This is a genomic window from Serratia odorifera (assembly GCF_041448735.1).
Taxonomy (GTDB): Bacteria; Pseudomonadota; Gammaproteobacteria; order Enterobacterales; family Enterobacteriaceae; genus Serratia_F; species Serratia_F odorifera.
In genome coordinates, this window is the sequence record NZ_JBGMUT010000002.1 from 274,658 (window position 1) to 290,077 (window position 15,420).

The 15,420-nt window shown below is 56.1% G+C and carries 12 protein-coding genes; 5 read left to right on the forward strand and 7 right to left on the reverse strand.

Features of this window, described 5'->3' with window-relative positions; all coding sequences use genetic code 11:
- Positions 1 to 346 precede the first annotated feature (346 nt).
- Positions 347 to 1,429 carry a FecCD family ABC transporter permease gene (locus tag ACCC84_RS07420; protein WP_004960809.1) on the forward strand — a complete coding sequence of 361 codons (1,083 nt, stop codon included), beginning with the start codon at positions 347 to 349 and terminating at the stop codon, positions 1,427 to 1,429.
- Positions 1,429 to 2,217: an ABC transporter ATP-binding protein gene (locus ACCC84_RS07425; RefSeq protein WP_004960811.1), complete on the forward strand. Its 789-nt coding sequence runs from the start codon at positions 1,429 to 1,431 to the stop codon at positions 2,215 to 2,217. The genes ACCC84_RS07420 and ACCC84_RS07425 overlap by 1 nt, the downstream gene beginning before the upstream one ends.
- A gap of 54 nt (positions 2,218 to 2,271) precedes the next feature.
- Here ACCC84_RS07425 and ACCC84_RS07430 read toward each other — a convergent pair whose 3' ends face one another.
- From ACCC84_RS07430 to puuR, 4 genes are all read right to left on the reverse strand, one after another.
- Positions 2,272 to 4,263 (reverse strand): ligand-gated channel protein, encoded by a 1,992-nt coding sequence (locus ACCC84_RS07430; RefSeq protein WP_371901692.1) that lies wholly within the window; start codon positions 4,261 to 4,263, stop codon positions 2,272 to 2,274.
- 242 nt (positions 4,264 to 4,505) lie between these two features.
- On the reverse strand, positions 4,506 to 5,501 hold the full coding sequence (locus tag ACCC84_RS07435; protein WP_198773988.1) for an ABC transporter permease: 996 nt from the start codon (positions 5,499 to 5,501) through the stop codon (positions 4,506 to 4,508).
- On the reverse strand, positions 5,498 to 7,009 hold the full coding sequence (locus ACCC84_RS07440; protein WP_273869713.1) for a sugar ABC transporter ATP-binding protein: 1,512 nt from the start codon (positions 7,007 to 7,009) through the stop codon (positions 5,498 to 5,500). The genes ACCC84_RS07435 and ACCC84_RS07440 overlap by 4 nt, the downstream gene beginning before the upstream one ends.
- Before the next feature lie 165 nt (positions 7,010 to 7,174).
- Positions 7,175 to 7,732: an HTH-type transcriptional regulator PuuR gene (gene puuR / locus ACCC84_RS07445; protein WP_004960821.1), complete on the reverse strand. Its 558-nt coding sequence runs from the start codon at positions 7,730 to 7,732 to the stop codon at positions 7,175 to 7,177.
- 358 nt (positions 7,733 to 8,090) lie between these two features.
- Between puuR and ACCC84_RS07450 the strand changes: the two genes are divergently transcribed.
- Both ACCC84_RS07450 and ACCC84_RS07455 read left to right on the forward strand, forming a co-directional pair.
- On the forward strand, positions 8,091 to 9,509 hold the full coding sequence (locus ACCC84_RS07450) for a glutamine synthetase family protein (protein ID WP_004960823.1): 1,419 nt from the start codon (positions 8,091 to 8,093) through the stop codon (positions 9,507 to 9,509).
- 536 nt (positions 9,510 to 10,045) lie between these two features.
- Entirely contained in the window at positions 10,046 to 11,416 is a 1,371-nt protein-coding gene (locus ACCC84_RS07455; RefSeq protein ID WP_004960827.1) for an APC family permease, read from the forward strand.
- 90 nt (positions 11,417 to 11,506) lie between these two features.
- On the opposite strand, the gene sbcB is transcribed toward ACCC84_RS07455, so the two are convergent.
- Together sbcB and ACCC84_RS07465 are read right to left on the reverse strand one after the other, a co-directional pair.
- Positions 11,507 to 12,934 (reverse strand): exodeoxyribonuclease I, encoded by a 1,428-nt coding sequence (gene sbcB, locus ACCC84_RS07460; RefSeq protein ID WP_039991902.1) that lies wholly within the window; start codon positions 12,932 to 12,934, stop codon positions 11,507 to 11,509.
- Between the two features lie 71 nt (positions 12,935 to 13,005).
- Entirely contained in the window at positions 13,006 to 13,230 is a 225-nt protein-coding gene (locus ACCC84_RS07465) for a hypothetical protein (protein ID WP_004960835.1), read from the reverse strand.
- A gap of 249 nt (positions 13,231 to 13,479) precedes the next feature.
- On the opposite strand from ACCC84_RS07465, the gene ACCC84_RS07470 reads away from it, so the two are divergent.
- Positions 13,480 to 14,589, forward strand: a complete 1,110-nt coding sequence (locus tag ACCC84_RS07470) for an SDR family oxidoreductase (protein WP_371901693.1) — start codon at positions 13,480 to 13,482, stop codon at positions 14,587 to 14,589.
- 4 nt (positions 14,590 to 14,593) lie between these two features.
- On the opposite strand, the gene ACCC84_RS07475 is transcribed toward ACCC84_RS07470, so the two are convergent.
- Positions 14,594 to 15,340: a S24 family peptidase gene (locus ACCC84_RS07475; protein WP_004960840.1), complete on the reverse strand. Its 747-nt coding sequence runs from the start codon at positions 15,338 to 15,340 to the stop codon at positions 14,594 to 14,596.
- Positions 15,341 to 15,420: the final 80 nt, after the last annotated feature.

Genomic DNA, 15,420 nt, shown 5'->3' on the forward strand with positions numbered 1-15,420 from the left:
TATATCCCTATTAATATGGCCGAAACGGCGCGCTCAACTGCGGCCATGGCTGGGATTCTATGTGCTTTTTTGGCGATTTGTCATAACGCTGGAGGCGACGGTGGGTTTTTCAGAATGTTTAACCTGAGGAAACATATACTTTCACTGGGAAACTAATTGTAATTCTATTTATAAAACAAATGATTACGCTGTAATTTTTGTTGCCATGGCTATCGCTGTGATTGATAAGTATTATCGTTTGCTTTATTGTTAGCGCCTATTGCCGCGCAGATGCTGCGCACTTTTCCGCTGCAATCACCGGGTTGACCGGTGGTAATCATTTCGTCGTAACAGGTAGCCAAAAATAATGAGCGTAACCACCGATCCTTTGCCAGACGCAAAGGGGCAATCCGGCGTCCAGGTGATGGGGCACTATCAGCATATTCTGCGCCATCGCCTGATAATCATGGGGATTCTGGCGCTGGCGATCGCCGGTTCACTGCTGCTGGACTTTACCATGGGGCCGTCCGGCCTTTCGCTGTCTTCCCTCTGGCAAACGCTAATCGACCCTGCGGCGGCCGATGCCGGCACGCGGGTCATCGTCTGGGATATTCGTCTGCCGTACGCGCTGATGGCGGTGGTGGTTGGCATGGCGTTGGGGCTGGCCGGTGCAGAAATGCAGACCATCCTTAATAATCCGCTGGCCAGCCCGTTTACCCTGGGGGTTTCTTCGGCGGCGGCGTTCGGCGCCGCGCTGGCTATCGTGCTGGGCATTGGGCTGCCGGGGGTTCCTGCCCAGTGGTTTATTTCCGCCAATGCCTTCGTCTTTGCGTTGCTGGCTGCGTTGATGCTGGACGGCATCACCCGCTGGACGCGGGTCGCCACCTCCGGCGTGGTGCTGTTTGGCATTGCGCTGGTGTTCACCTTCAATGCGCTGGTGTCGATGATGCAGTTTATCGCCAGTGAAGACACGCTGCAGGGATTGGTGTTCTGGACCATGGGCAGCCTGTCGCGCGCCTCATGGGATAAGCTCGGTATACTGTTTGCGGCGTTTGCCGTGCTGCTGCCGCTGTCGATGATGAGCTCCTGGAAACTGACCGCGCTGCGTCTGGGTGAAGATCGCGCCGTCAGCTTTGGCATCGACGTACGCCGCCTGCGGCTGGCGACCCTGCTACGCATCAGTATTCTTTCGGCACTGGCGGTGGCATTCGTTGGGCCGATCGGCTTTATCGGGCTGGTTGCGCCGCATATCGCGCGCATGATGTTTGGCGAAGATCACCGTTTCTACCTGCCGGCCAGTGCGCTGATTGGTGCGCTGGTGCTGTCGATGGCCTCGGTGGCATCGAAAAACCTGGTGCCGGGCATCATTATTCCGGTCGGTATTGTCACCTCGCTGGTTGGCGTGCCGTTTTTCCTGAGTATTATTCTACGCCACCGGGGGAACGTCTGATGAACCAGGGCCTACGTATCGCCGGCTTTTCTGCCGGTTACCCAAAACGCCCGGTGATCGTCGATCTATCGGTACCAATGCTGCCGCGTGGCAAGATTACCGTGCTGTTGGGGCCGAACGGCAGCGGCAAGTCGACGCTGCTGCGCTCGCTGGCTGGCCTTAACCCGGCGCAGGGCCAGCTGTGGCTGGACAACAATGACCTGATGCAAATGCCGTTCGCCCGCCGCGCCGAACAGGTGGTATATCTGCCGCAGTCGCTGCCGGCCGGCGTGCATTTGCACGTGCTGGAATCGATTATCGTCGCGCAGCGCGCCTCCGGCGGCCGGAGCAATGCCGGCAGCGAAGCGGAGGTGATGGCGCTGCTGGAACAGCTCGGTATCGCCCATCTGGCGCTGAGCTATCTGGATCAGCTGTCCGGCGGCCAGAAGCAACTGGTCGGCCTGGCGCAGTCGCTGATCCGTCAACCGTCCTTGTTGTTGCTGGACGAACCGCTCAGCGCGCTCGATCTGAACTATCAGTTTCACGTGATGGACTTGGTACGCCGTGAAACCCGCAAACGCAATATCGTGACGGTGGTGGTGGTGCATGACATCAATATTGCCTTACGCCACGGTGACCACGTTCTGATGCTGCAAAACGGCAATATGATCGCCGATGGGCTGCCGGAGCAGGTGATCACGCCGCAAAGCCTGGCACAGGTCTATGGCGTGCGCGGTCGCATCGAGCGTTGCTCGCAGGGCACGCCGCAGGTATTGATTGACGGGTTGGTGACCGAGCCGGTGGTGTAACGGCTGGTGGAGTAAGCGTCAGAATAAAAAGGCCCGTTTAGGGCCTTTTGTCCGTTAGAAGCTGTAGGTCATGCCTACCGTGTAGCGGCGGCCGTCCAGCGTGGTGTTGTAGTCGTCGTAATTGACGTTTTTATCCAGAATGTTGTACACCCCACCGGTGACCAGCAGGTTTTTGTTCGCCTTATAGCTCAGGCCCATGTCAACGAAAGTGTATGACGGCGTGCTCTGCGCGATCGAGGTGCGGCTCAGGTATTCAGAGGTTTTACTGCGGAAGTTGACGCGCGACCACAGGCTGACGTCGTGGGTTGCCTGCCAGTCCAGCGTCGAGTTGATCATGTGCTTGGGCATCTGGTTCAACGGCTTGCCTTCGAACTGACCGCTCTTTTGCTCGGACGAGGTATAGGTGTAGTTGGTGTTCCACTGCCAATCCTTGCTGATCTGCCAGCCGAAGGTGGCTTCCACGCCGCGCATGTTGGCTTTATCGACGTTGACGCGGTCGCTGATAAAGTCATAGTGGGTGGTACCAATCATGCAGTCTGGCGTATCTTCGCAGCGCCTTACTTCGGTAATTTTATCTTTAAAGTCGGTATTGAATACCGTGACGCCGGCGTTGATGCCCTTGAGGTTATCCCACATCAGGCCGATCTCTTCGCTCAGGCTTTTTTCCGGCTGCAAATCCGGGTTGCCGACGATAATGCCGGAGCGCACGCCGCCGCCGGTGGCCTGGCCCCAGTTGGGCGAGGACTGACGCAGGTCAGGTGAGCGGTAGCCGGCAGATACGCCGCCTTTCAGTGTCCACTGCTCGGCCAGGTGCCATACGCCATACATGCGCGGCGTCCAATGGCTGCCGTAGTTTTGATCCTGATCCATCCGTAGGCCGGTAGTCAGACTGAAGTCGTTGGTCAGCGCCCATTCATCTTCGGCAAATAATGCCCAGCTCCAGCGCGTCAGCTGGTTCACATCCTGCGCCGCTACCAACTGGTTGCCGCCGTCAGCCAGCTTTTCATAACGATATTGGCCGCCCAGATTGAGCATATGATCGCCCAACTCGAACTGGTTCTGGGTATTGAAGATGGTGTTGTACATCTTCATGTTACGGCCGGGGTTGTTGGTTTCTTCGCGTTGAACGTAGCTGTTGGTATGGCCAAAATCATAGTAGCCGTTATGCGTCAGCGCATAGTTGGTGCGGGTATACAGGCTTTCGCTCACCTGGCTTGGGGTGCATTTGCCTTTGCTGCAACGTTCGGCGGCCACCGACTTGCCGGGCGTGCTGTTACGATCCTGCAATGAACGACCAATTTCAAAGTCGAATTCGTTTTTATCATCTGGCGTCAGGCTGAACACCGCCGTACCGCTGCGCATGCGCTGCTCGTTGTAGCCGTTGACAATTTCGTCTTCGGCGCGGTGCGACAGCAGGCCGTTGACGCGCAGACCGAGCAGGCCGTCGATCAGCGGGCCGGAGGCGTAGGCGTTGGTCTGGAACAGATCGCCGGAATCGCGGCGCTCCTGGAAGGTGGCGTCGGCGTGCAGCGAACCTTTCCAGCCCTGGGTGGTGCTGGTTTTGCGCGTAATGACGTTGATCACGCCGCCCATGGCATCGGAGCCGTACAGTGATGACATCGGACCGCGTACCACTTCGATTCGTTCGATGGCCTCCAGCGGCGGCAGCCAACCTTGTTCGATACCGGCGTTGTCGCTGTTCGGCCGGGTGCCGCGAGTATCGACGCGCTTGCCGTCCACCAGAATCAGCGTGTATTTGGATGACATGCCGCGAATGCTGATATCGCTGCTGCTGCCACCGCCGCTAACCACCACGCCCGGCACGTCTTTCAGCGCATCGGTGACGTCGCGATAGGCTTTTTCTTCCAGCTGCTGGCGGGGGATCACCGAGATCGACGCCGGCGAGTCCTGAATTTTCTGTTGGAACCCGGAGGCGGTAACCACCATGGTGTCATGTTGATCGTCCTGGCTGGCTGCAAAGGCAGCGTGGCTGGCAAATGACGCAAGGATTAATGCGGCGAGCTTATTATAGTTTGGCATTTCCATGAATGAACGATTCCTGGCCAGAGAAACAGGCAGCTCTGCCTGTTAACCTACTGAGTTAAAAATGAAAACCCTTGCATCTCTGTGGATGAAAAGGCCCGAGGGGTGGTGCGTAAGGGTATTGTAAGGAAATAAAAACGAATGTAAATGCAAATGATAATTCGTATCATTTGTATATTTGATCAGGGGTTGGTCAGGAATAATTCAACGAGGGGGAAACGGCACGCTGCAGCGTGCCGGGGGATTCAGCGCTTTTGGATGTAGGTGATGGCCAGCGCCAGCGCCAATACCAACCCTTTGATGATATCCATTGCGTAGTAGGGGACCGACAGCATCACCAGGCCGTTTTGCAGTACGCCAAGAATGATTGCGCCAATCAGCGTGCCGAAGGCGTTGGGTTTGCCAGACCCAGCCAGCGAAAAGCCGATATAGGCTGCCGCCACTGCATCCATCAAATAACCGCCGCCGGCGTTGACCTGGGAAGAGCCGATACGTGACGCCAGAAGAATGCCGCCAAGCGCCGCCAGTAGCGACGAAAGCACGTATGCGATAACCCTGTAACGCAGGGTGCGAATGCCGGAGAGCCGTGCCGCTTGCGCATTGCCACCGATCGCATACATGCGGCGTCCGTGCTTGGTCAGCGACAGGAACAGCTGCACCACCAGCGTTACCGCCAACATGATCAGCACGATCACCGGCACCTGGCCCAGGGCGGAAAAGATCTGTGGAATGACGCCTTCGGCCATCTCACCGCTGGGCAATAGCATATTCTGGGTGATCGAGCCGCCATAGCTGTAGGTCATCGCCACGCCCTGAATGACGAACAGACTGGCGAGGGTGGCCAGCATATCCGGGATCTTGAGCACCACGATCAGAAACGCGTTGAACAAACCGACCAGGGTGCATAGCAACAGCGTCAGGACAATCGCCCCGGTGGTGCCAAAGCCGTACCAGACAAACAGCGAGATCACTAGCGCATTAGCCAGCGATGCGGTCGATCCGACGGAAAGATCAAACCCGCCAACCGACAGCGAAATGGAAACGCCGATGGCGATCACCGTGACGATGGCGATCGAACGCAGAATATTGATGATGTTGTTGGGATCGAGAAAATTGTCCGACGCCAGGCCGAACAGAGCGACCAGAGCAACGACGGTGAGCAGCATCCCCCATTTATATAAAAACTCGAACAGCCGATGACGCCAGGGTTGGGCGTTGGGCAGGGAAAGGTCTTTACTCACGCTGGGGTTCCTCCGGTGGAATACAGTAACAAGGTTTCTTCATCAATATCGGCAGCGTTGAGTTCAGCCACGATGCGGCCATCCCATAACACGCAAATGCGATCGCACAGGCCAACCAGTTCGGAGAATTCACCCGAGGCATAAATGATGCCTTTGCCGTCACGCGCCAACTGGTCTATCAACGCAAACAAATCCTGCTTGGCCTTGATGTCCACGCCCTTGGTCGGTTCATCGAAAATCAGCAGATCGGCATCGCCGCGCAGCCATTTGCCTATCGCCACCTTTTGCTGGTTGCCGCCGGACAGTCGCGCCAGTCTCTGCTGCGGCCCGGCGGCGCGTATGCCCAGACGGCGGATCACCTGCTGCGCCCAGTCCAGCGCCTGCCGCTGGCTGAAAACGCCCCAGCGGCAGAAACCGTCGTCGGCAGCGACGCTCAGGTTCATGGCAATGGTTTCGTCAATAAACACCCCCTGTTGGCGGCGTTCTTCCGGCACCAGCGCCATACCTAGCACGACGGAACGATGCGGCGAATCAGGCTTCCAGCGTTTGCCATGCAGTTCGCCATGTTTGATGCGTGCCGGCGTGGCGCCAAACAGCGCCTTGCACAATTCGGTTTTGCCTGCACCGGCCAGGCCGGCGATGCCGAGAATTTCACCCTGTTGCAGCGTCAGGGAAATGTCGCGCAATTTATGGCGATCGCTCAGGCCGCGCACCGACAGCAACGGCCGTGGCTGTGGCGTAGGGCGACGCGGTGGAAAGATGTCGTCCAGGCGATGGCCGAGCATTTTTTCGACGATCTGTTCGCCGCTCAACCCGCGCATGGCGTCCTCACTGACCTGTTGGCCGTCGCGCAACACCGTCAAGCGGTCGCATACTTCGCTCAGTTCATGAATGCGGTGTGAGATAAACACGATGCCGATGCCTTCAGACTGTAAACGGCGCACCACCGTGAACAGGCGTTGGCTTTCGGCGCGGTCCAGCGGGGCGGTCGGTTCATCCAGCACCAGAAAACGGCAGCGGTGCGATAGGGCGCGCGCCAGCAGTACCTGCTGCTTTTCCGCCAGCGTGCAGTCTGCCAGCCGCCGCCGCAGATTGATGGTCAACGCCAGTTGATCGAGCAGGGCCTGCGCCTGTGTGTACAGCTGACGCCAGTTCAACAGCTGACCGGGCTGGTTGAGCCAGTCGAGCATGATGTTTTCCGCGACCGACAGCGTCGGGATCAGGGCGACGTCGACCTCCTGCTGTACCACGTGAATACCGTGCTGCCGCGCGTGCAGCGGGGAATGAATGTCGACCGCATGGCCGTCGATCAAAATATTGCCGTGATAATGGCTATGGGCGCCGGACAGGATCGCCATCAGCGTCGACTTGCCGGCACCGTTGGCACCGACCAACGCATGGATGGATCCTCCCGTCAGGGTAAAATTCACATTTTGCAAGGCGTTGAAGCCGGCAAAGGCGATCGAGATATTGCGCATCTCCAGGCGGGAGGGCGTAGCGGTTGGCATCATGTGCATGAAGACGTTTAGGTGTTTAGATGGCTAAAGTGGTTCTTTTTTAACATAGATTGCCGTTTTGGCAACGAACGAAATGGCATAAGAGAGATGAAAATGGTTGTTGCATTACCGATCCCCCGTCCGGGTGGCGCGACGGGCGGGGGAAATGGCCGGCGATCAGAAGGTGGTGGGCGTATGTGCGCTGACGATACGGCAGACGCGGGTTGAGGTATTGCTGAAACTGTGAGGAATGCCGGTATTGATCGCGTAGCTCTGGCCGGCGCTGAGAGCATAGCTCTGGCCGTTGATGGTCAGCACGATCTCGCCCTCCAGCAAGGTGCCGACTTCTTCGCCCTGGTGCTTTATTTTTTCGCCGGTGGTGGTGCCTGGCGGGTAGGTTTCCAGCATCATCGCCAGCGTACGCGTCGGGCTGCCATTATGCACCAGTTTCATCGATACCCCCTGACTGCCGATTTCTATCAGATCGTCGGCGTCGATCACCACTTTCGGTTGATCCAGCCGCTCCGGTTCGGCAAAGAATTCCGACAGCGACAAGCCATACACTTTCAACAGTTTTTGCAGGGTGCTGATGGCAGGGCTGACCTTGTCCTGCTCAATGGTACTGATGGCACTGTGGGTCAATCCGGACAGTTCGGCGACCCGGCGCTGTGACAAACCCAATTGCTGACGGATTTGCGACAGGCGCTTACCTGGCGCCAAGCTGACTTCGCTCATAGTGGTACTTCCTTCTAAAAGAGATGGCTGGCAGAAAGGTTGCCGCCATAGGGCAGCAAGACGATGACGGTGGAAAATATATTGCCCATGATGATACCTGACTCACCGAAATAAATTCCGTATGTCGAAACAATCTATCGCCTTTTCGGTCAATATTTTATCAATTTAGCAGCGGGTGGCGAATAATCAATCACCATTGTAACATTTGCAAACCAATTCTGTTAAGGCTATGTTTCATATTATGGATGTTATTTTGAGCGCCGGCCGGTGGCGCTGTCTAAAGAGAGTTGATTCGCTATGTTAAACGTTCGGTAAGCGGCGCCACGGCGTCTTTCCAGGGCATAATGGCAGGTGAAGTATGCAAACCCATATCGCAGCAGTTGAAAATTTTGCACAGCATAATGAAGAAAGGCGAAGTAGCGCGTTCCAACGTGAGGTTGCTCACTATTTGGAACGCCACCCTGCAACGCAGTATATCGACATTCTCCTCACCGATCTCAATGGTTCCTTCCGCGGTAAACGTATTCCCGTCTCCGGGCTGAATAAACTGGAAAAAGGCTGTTATTTCCCCGCATCGGTATTTGCCATGGATATTTTGGGCAACGTGGTGGAAGAAACCGGTCTGGGCCAGGAGCTGGGCGAGCCGGACCGGGTGTGTATGCCGGTAGCGGGCACCTTGACGCCGTCGGCAGCGGATGCGGAAAATATCGGCCAGCTGTTGCTGACCATGCTGGATGAAGATGGCACTCCCTTTGACGTTGAACCCCGCAATGTGCTGAACCGAGTGTGGCAGATGTTGCGCCAGCGCGGCATGTTCCCGGTGGTAGCGGTAGAGTTGGAGTTCTATCTGATTGACCGACAGCGCGATGCCGAAGGGTATCTGCAACCGCCGTGCGCGCCCGGCACTCAGGAACGCAACGTGCAGAGCCAGGTGTATTCGCTGGACAATCTGAACCATTTTTCCGCGGTGCTGAACGACATCGACAGCCTGGCTCAGATGCAGGGGCTGCCAGCGGACGGCGCGGTGGCCGAAGCCTCGCCAGGCCAGTTTGAAGTGAATCTCAACCATACCGATAACGTGCTGCAGGCCTGTGATCACGCGCTGGCGCTGAAAAGGCTGGTGCGCCAGGTGGCGGAAAACCACGATTTGCACGCCACGTTTATGGCCAAACCCTATGAGGAATATACCGGCAGCGGTATGCATATCCATATCAGCATGGTGGACGGCAACGGGGTCAATCTGTTTGCCGACGCGGACGGCGGCGACTCCGCGCTGCTGCGCCGCGCTCTGGCCGGGATGATTACGCTGATGCCCGCGTCAATGGCGCTGCTGGCACCCAATGTCAATGCCTTCCGCCGCTTCCAGCCAGGGATGTACGTGCCGACGCAGGCGTCATGGGGGCACAACAACCGTACCGTGGCGTTGCGTATTCCCTGTGGTGAACCACAACATCACCGGGTCGAATATCGGGTTGCCGGTGCCGATGCCAACCCTTATCTGGTGATGGCAACCGTGCTGAGCGGCATTCTATACGGCCTTGATCACACATTAGCGCTGCCCGAGCCGGTGACCGGTAACGGGTTGGAACAGCAAGGGCTGCCTTTCCCTATCCGCCAGAGCGACGCGTTGTATGAATTTGCCGAGCAGCCGGCGATGCAGCAGTATCTTGGCCAGCGCTTTTGCCATGTTTATCATGCCTGCAAGTCGAACGAGCTGATGCAGTTCGAGCGTATGGTGACCGAAACCGAGATCGACTGGATGTTGAAAAATGCCTGAAAAGAGGTATAAAGTAAGGCTAGTTAAATAACTTTTCGTGATATGACTTGCGGAATTATTAAGCCGTAAGGCGGTTTTCCAGTCGATCGCGAAAAGAATTTGTGTCAGAAGGCTTCTGGATCTTGTCATCCAGAGGCTTTCTGATGCAAAATATCCCCAATGCAGATAGCCGACGTTTTAAAGCGTCGGTTATTTTTTTGCATTTTTGTTTTGTAAACCGAGCGTTTCATACACCAAGCGAGGCCGGACTTCGAGCCGGATAGATAAACAGGTTTGTTCACGATCAACCAAAACTTTATGGTCGTGACTCATGAGGATAAGAAAGATGGGGCAATTTTTCACTTTAGCACCGGTGCCCGCCGGTTTCCGCTGCACTCGCAGCGATTATGGAGCAGCAGCCAAGGCCACCTTGACGCGTTATCCAGCTTCCAATACCCCTCTTTTAGAATTCAGTCGCACGTTGCGAAGTTTCCCCGCAACCTTGAGTCTTGGCGTGTCTATTATCCGCAAGTCTGAAGGTCAGGGGGGGCTGCGCAATGTCCGATAACATCATCAGCGCTGCCGCAGCGGCACCGCGCCCTCAATTGCGTAAAACCCTGACGTTGCTCCCGGTGGTAATGATGGGGCTGGCTTACCTGCAGCCAATGACCATTTTCGATACCTTCGGCATCGTTTCCGGCCTGACCGATGGTCACGTCGCGACCGCCTATGCCTTTGCGCTGCTGGCGGTACTGTTTACCGCACTCAGCTACGGCAAACTGGTGAAGAAATTCCCATCTGCCGGCTCGGCTTATACCTATGCGCAAAAGGCCATTGGCCCGCACGTTGGCTTTATGGTCGGCTGGTCGTCGTTGCTCGACTATCTGTTCATGCCGATGATCAACATCCTGTTGGCCAAGATTTACCTGGAAGCCATCTTCCCGGGCGTGCCGTCGTGGATTTTCGTCGCGGCGCTGGTGGCGTTGATGACGCTGTTCAACCTGCGTGGCATCAAGCTGGTCGCTAACCTGAACTCCATCATCGTGGTGGTGCAGGTCGCCATCATGATCGTGTTCCTTGGCCTGGTGATCAACGGCGTTTATCACGGCGAAGGCGCAGGTCACCTGGTCAGCAGCCGCCCGTTCTGGTCTGAGGATGCCCACGTGGTGCCGATGATCACCGGTGCGACCATCCTGTGCTTCTCGTTCCTTGGCTTTGACGGAATCAGTTCGCTGTCGGAAGAAACCAAAGACGCAGAGAAAGTGATCCCGAAAGCGATTTTCCTGACGGCGCTGATCGGCGGCATTATCTTTATCGTGGTGTCTTACTTCGTGCAGCTGTACTTCCCGGACATCTCGCGCTTCAAGGATCCTGATGCGTCACAGCCTGAAATCATGCTGTACGTGGCTGGCAAGTTCTTCCAGTCGGTCATTCTGGTGTTCTCCTGCGTGACGGTATTGGCATCCGGCATGGCGGCGCACGCTGGCGTTTCCCGTCTGATGTACGTGATGGGCCGCGATGGGGTATTCCCGCAGCGTTTCTTCGGCTATGTACACCCGCAATGGCGTACTCCGGCGCTGAACGTGCTGCTGGTGGGGGCGATTGCCCTGTCTGCGGTATCGTTTGATCTGGTTACCGCCACCGCGTTGATCAACTTCGGTGCGCTGGTGGCTTTCACCTTCGTTAACCTGTCGGTGATTTCCCAGTTCTATATTCGCGATAAAATGAACCGTAGCGTTAAAGACACGGTTAATTATCTGATTCTGCCGATCATGGGCGCGTTGACGGTGGGCGCGCTGTGGTTGAATCTGGAAAGCAGCTCGATGACGCTGGGCCTGGTATGGGCGGCAATCGGCCTGATCTACCTGGCGTTTGTTACCCGCAGCTTCCGTTTGCCGGTACCGCAAGCCAGCGAAGACCTGGCCTAAGCGCATAAAAAAGGGTTCCGCCAGCGGAACCCTGAGCAAGTCAGAATAGTGATAACCCGAAAGGCCGCCGTTGCGGCCTTTTTCTTTGCCTCAACCAACCAGTTGCTTGCCGTAATCGAACAGCGATTTCAGCAACGCCAGCTTGGCGCTGTCCGCTTCATGCAGGTTGTATAACGCTTCCAGTTGCAGCACATAACTTTGCACTTTTTCGGCGCTGAGCGCTGTCTGGCGATGTTGCAGCCAGCGACGTTGCTCGCCGTCATCCAGCGTATTGGGGTAATTGCGCGCGCGGAAACGGAACAGCAACTCCTGCATACGGTCATCGTTGAAGGTCAAATCCAGCGCCGGCAGATTTTGCGGTTTGGTCTGCTGAATGATTTTCATCGCCGCTTTGTCGGCGTCGCTGAAGAAGCCGTCATACAGCCTGGCATCGACGTCGTCACTGGCAGCAAAAGGTTCGGCGTCAGCATACAGTGCCACCACCTTTTCACGCACCTGCGGATGCTGGCGCAGGATCTGCAGATTGTTCAGACAGGCCTGGCGATCGATGCCCAGCCGGTCGGCATTCTCCGGCAGCAGCGTTTTTGCCGGCGCCAGCACCGGGCATTTGTTGATATGCACCAGTTTGATCGGCACCGGCGGCCGATCGGCGCTGAGCCGATCGCGGCGGGTATACAGTCGTTCACGCAGTTGGTCGGCATCCAGCTCCAGCAGCGGCGTCATGTCGCCGGCCAGGTCGCACACGATCAGCGCATTTTTATTGTCCGGGTGCCAGGCCAGCGGCGCGACCCAACTGGTGTTGCTGCGTGCGGCACCAAACATGCCGGAGACGTGCACCAGCGGCGTCATTTCGGCAATGTCGACCAGCGCGTTCAGCTTGTGTTTGTTGCGGTGTTGCAGCAGGTAATCAAACAGCCGTGGCTGGGCCTGACGTACCAGCTTGGCCATGGCAATGGTGGCATGCACGTCGGACATTGCGTCGTGCGCCTGTTCATGCGCGACGCCGTTGGCGCGCGTCAGGTGCTCAAGCCGGAAACTGGGGAAACCGTCGTCGTTTTCTGGCCAGACGATGCCCTCAGGGCGCAGGGCGTAGCAGGCACGCATCACATCGAGCAAGTCCCAGCGGGAATTGCCGTTCTGCCAGCTGTAGGCATAAGGGTCGTAAAAACTGCGATAGAAGATGTTGCGGCTGACTTCGTCATCGAAGCGAATGTTGTTGTAGCCGACGATGCAGGTGCCGGGGACGCTGAAGGCCTGGTGTATCTGGCGGGCGAACTCCGCTTCGCACACGCCTTTTGCCAGCGCCTCCTGCGGGGTTATACCGGTAATCATCACCGCTTCGGGGTCGGGCAGGTAGTCATCGGCCGGGGCGCAGTAGATCACCAGCGGCTCTTCGATAATATTAAAGTCCATGTCGGTTCGCACGCCGGCGAACTGCGCCGGGCGATCCATCGATGGACTTTTGCCGAAGGTTTCATAGTCGTGGAAGTAGAATGTGGCCGGTGCCTTGCTGCTCAAAATCGCATCTCTTCAGTCGCGTAGGAATATCTCCCTATTGTAACGGCGTGCGGCGCGATGCCAAGCAGTGGTTATGCTTTCACATCGAAATGCGCGTTGTTACGCATGCTGTTCGTAGCAATGGCGTGCGGGTTTTTGGCGTGCGGACTGATACTGGCCTTTGCCATCTGGTCACTTTGTTGTGCAGAGTGTTGCAATAATCGTTCGCTCAGCGTATGTACACCCTGGATCACCGCTAGCCAGCACAGTGTGCAAAATAGCAGCACACCCAGCCAGACTTTTCTTTTGTAGCTCATGGTCGCTCCGAAAAGGACGGGAATAATTGTGCAGATTAAAACAGACGCAACATAAATAAGATATCAACGCACAAGAAATATCTTATCTGCAGCCGAGGGAGAGTGTTACCAATGGCGGTTTGATGTTTCAGGATATTCCTTAAGATAATATTAAGATGCTCTTTATTTTTCGTGCGTATTCTATTGATGATGCGTTTAATTGTTACCACATACAATCCGTCTCATTCAATGCCAATGTGGATGATGACCATGAAAACTTTACTACTGACGGGCGCTACCGGCTTTCTCGGAGGTGCGGTGCTTGAGAAGTTACTTATTGAAAAACAGCCAGTTAATTTCCTGTTACTGGTGCGGGCCAATAATCCTGCACAGGGCTTGACGCGTATTAAGGATAATATGGCCAAATTTAATCTTGCGCCTGATTTATTCGACAGTATTAGCGAAGAAAATATTCTATTAGGGGACTTGTCCGAGCCGGAAGGTTTTTTATCGGACCGTCGAATTAATCGGGTAACGCATGTTATCAATTGTGCGGCGGTGGCGTCATTTGGCAATAATCCGCTTATTTGGAAAGTCAACGTTGAAGGTACGCTGGCTTTGGCGAAGAGAATGTCGCAGGTTGGTGGATTGCAACGCTTTTTACACGTAGGCACCGCTATGTCCTGTGCGCCGGAGCAGGGGGCGCTGGTGTCGGAAAGCGGCGAGTTTGAATCTGACGCCGAGCACCTGGTGGAATATACCCGCTCCAAATCCACCATCGAACAGCGCATGCGTCGTGAATTGCCGCAATTGCCATTGGTGGTTGCCCGGCCTTCGATCGTGGTCGGCCATACGCGCCTCGGCTGCCAGCCATCGAGCAGTATTTTCTGGGTGTTCAGCATGGCGCTGATGCTGCGTAAATTCATGTGCTCGCTGCAGGACAATATTGATGTCATCCCGGTCGATTATTGCGCCGACGCGCTAGTGATGCTGATCAACGGCGAACGACTGGAAAATGATCTGTACCATATTTCTGCCGGCGAAGAGTGCAGCGTCAGTTTTGCCGACATTGATCGGGCAATGGCGGCGGCGTTGGAAACCGCGCCGGTCGGCGATCGCTATGCGCAGGTCAGCTATGATGCGCTGGTGCAGATGCGCCGGCAGTTGAAAGACATTTTTGGTCCGTGCAATGAACGTCTGATGCTCAAGGCGATGCGTCTGTATGGTTCATTCGCCATGCTCAACGTACGGTTCAGTAACGAAAAAATCCTCAAGCTGGGCATGCCGAAACCACCGCGCTTCACCGATTATATCGCGCGTTGCGTGCAGTCGACGCGTGGCCTGTCGATTCCGCAGCAGATGGTGGTGGATTTCAAATAGACGTTTACCAGGACGAGGACGACCAGAATACCCGGCCCAGCACGATCAACTGTTCTTTGCGTTGCTGATAGCTGAGCTGTTCGTCCTGGTATTCTTCGCGGTTCAGCGAGCGGATGATGACCCCGCCGTCCGGCTGTTCGATCAGGATTTTGACCCGCAGCAGGTTGCCGTGGCGAATGGCGTAGGTTTTTCCTTCGCGTATGCGCGTGTCGTCGGTATTGATGCCCACCACGTCACCGTCCTGCAGGCGAGGCTCCATGCTCGAGCCGGAAATGCGGATAATGCGCGCGGCATTGACCGGAATGCCCATCTTGTGCAGATAGTAGCGGCGGAATATCAGGGAGAACGCTTCGAGATCGACAATATCATAGCAGCCGTCGCCGGCAGAGAAATCGATGTCCAGCAGCGGGATCTCCACAAACTCTTCCCGATCCTGCTCGGTTTCTTCCCACACCACCGGTTTTAGCCGCGCAGGCTGAAAGTCGGATCCCGCCGCGACGTTTTCAAACGGTCTTGCCAGCGATTTTTCATGGAACACGTCAAGCCAGCCGGTGGGCAGGCTGAGCCTGGCCTCAATCCGCCTGGCGAGGTTATCGCCAAGATTGCGGCAGGATTTGTCACCGGTGATTTGGCTGAGCGTGGGCGCAGAAGATTCAACCAGCCTGGAAAATTCATGTTGGTTGATGCCGTTGCGCGCATAGCGTGCCATCAGATCGCGCAGATTATTGCGCCGTATTTCTTTGATTTCCATCGGCCGATAATCGCACCGTTTGGCAAAAAGTGGAATATCCTGTTGCTAAAAACTTGCCCTCAATTTAGCAATCCGCTAAA

Coding starts and splice junctions, on each gene's coding strand:
- ACCC84_RS07420 (WP_004960809.1), top strand. CDS start 347: ATGAGCGTAACCACCGATCCTTTGCCAGACGCAAAGGGGCAATCCGGC.
- ACCC84_RS07425 (WP_004960811.1), top strand. CDS start 1,429: ATGAACCAGGGCCTACGTATCGCCGGCTTTTCTGCCGGTTACCCAAAA.
- ACCC84_RS07430 (WP_371901692.1), bottom strand. CDS start 4,263: ATGGAAATGCCAAACTATAATAAGCTCGCCGCATTAATCCTTGCGTCA.
- ACCC84_RS07440 (WP_273869713.1), bottom strand. CDS start 7,009: ATGCCAACCGCTACGCCCTCCCGCCTGGAGATGCGCAATATCTCGATC.
- puuR (WP_004960821.1), bottom strand. CDS start 7,732: ATGAGCGAAGTCAGCTTGGCGCCAGGTAAGCGCCTGTCGCAAATCCGT.
- ACCC84_RS07450 (WP_004960823.1), top strand. CDS start 8,091: ATGCAAACCCATATCGCAGCAGTTGAAAATTTTGCACAGCATAATGAA.
- ACCC84_RS07455 (WP_004960827.1), top strand. CDS start 10,046: ATGTCCGATAACATCATCAGCGCTGCCGCAGCGGCACCGCGCCCTCAA.
- ACCC84_RS07465 (WP_004960835.1), bottom strand. CDS start 13,230: ATGAGCTACAAAAGAAAAGTCTGGCTGGGTGTGCTGCTATTTTGCACA.
- ACCC84_RS07470 (WP_371901693.1), top strand. CDS start 13,480: ATGAAAACTTTACTACTGACGGGCGCTACCGGCTTTCTCGGAGGTGCG.
- ACCC84_RS07475 (WP_004960840.1), bottom strand. CDS start 15,340: ATGGAAATCAAAGAAATACGGCGCAATAATCTGCGCGATCTGATGGCA.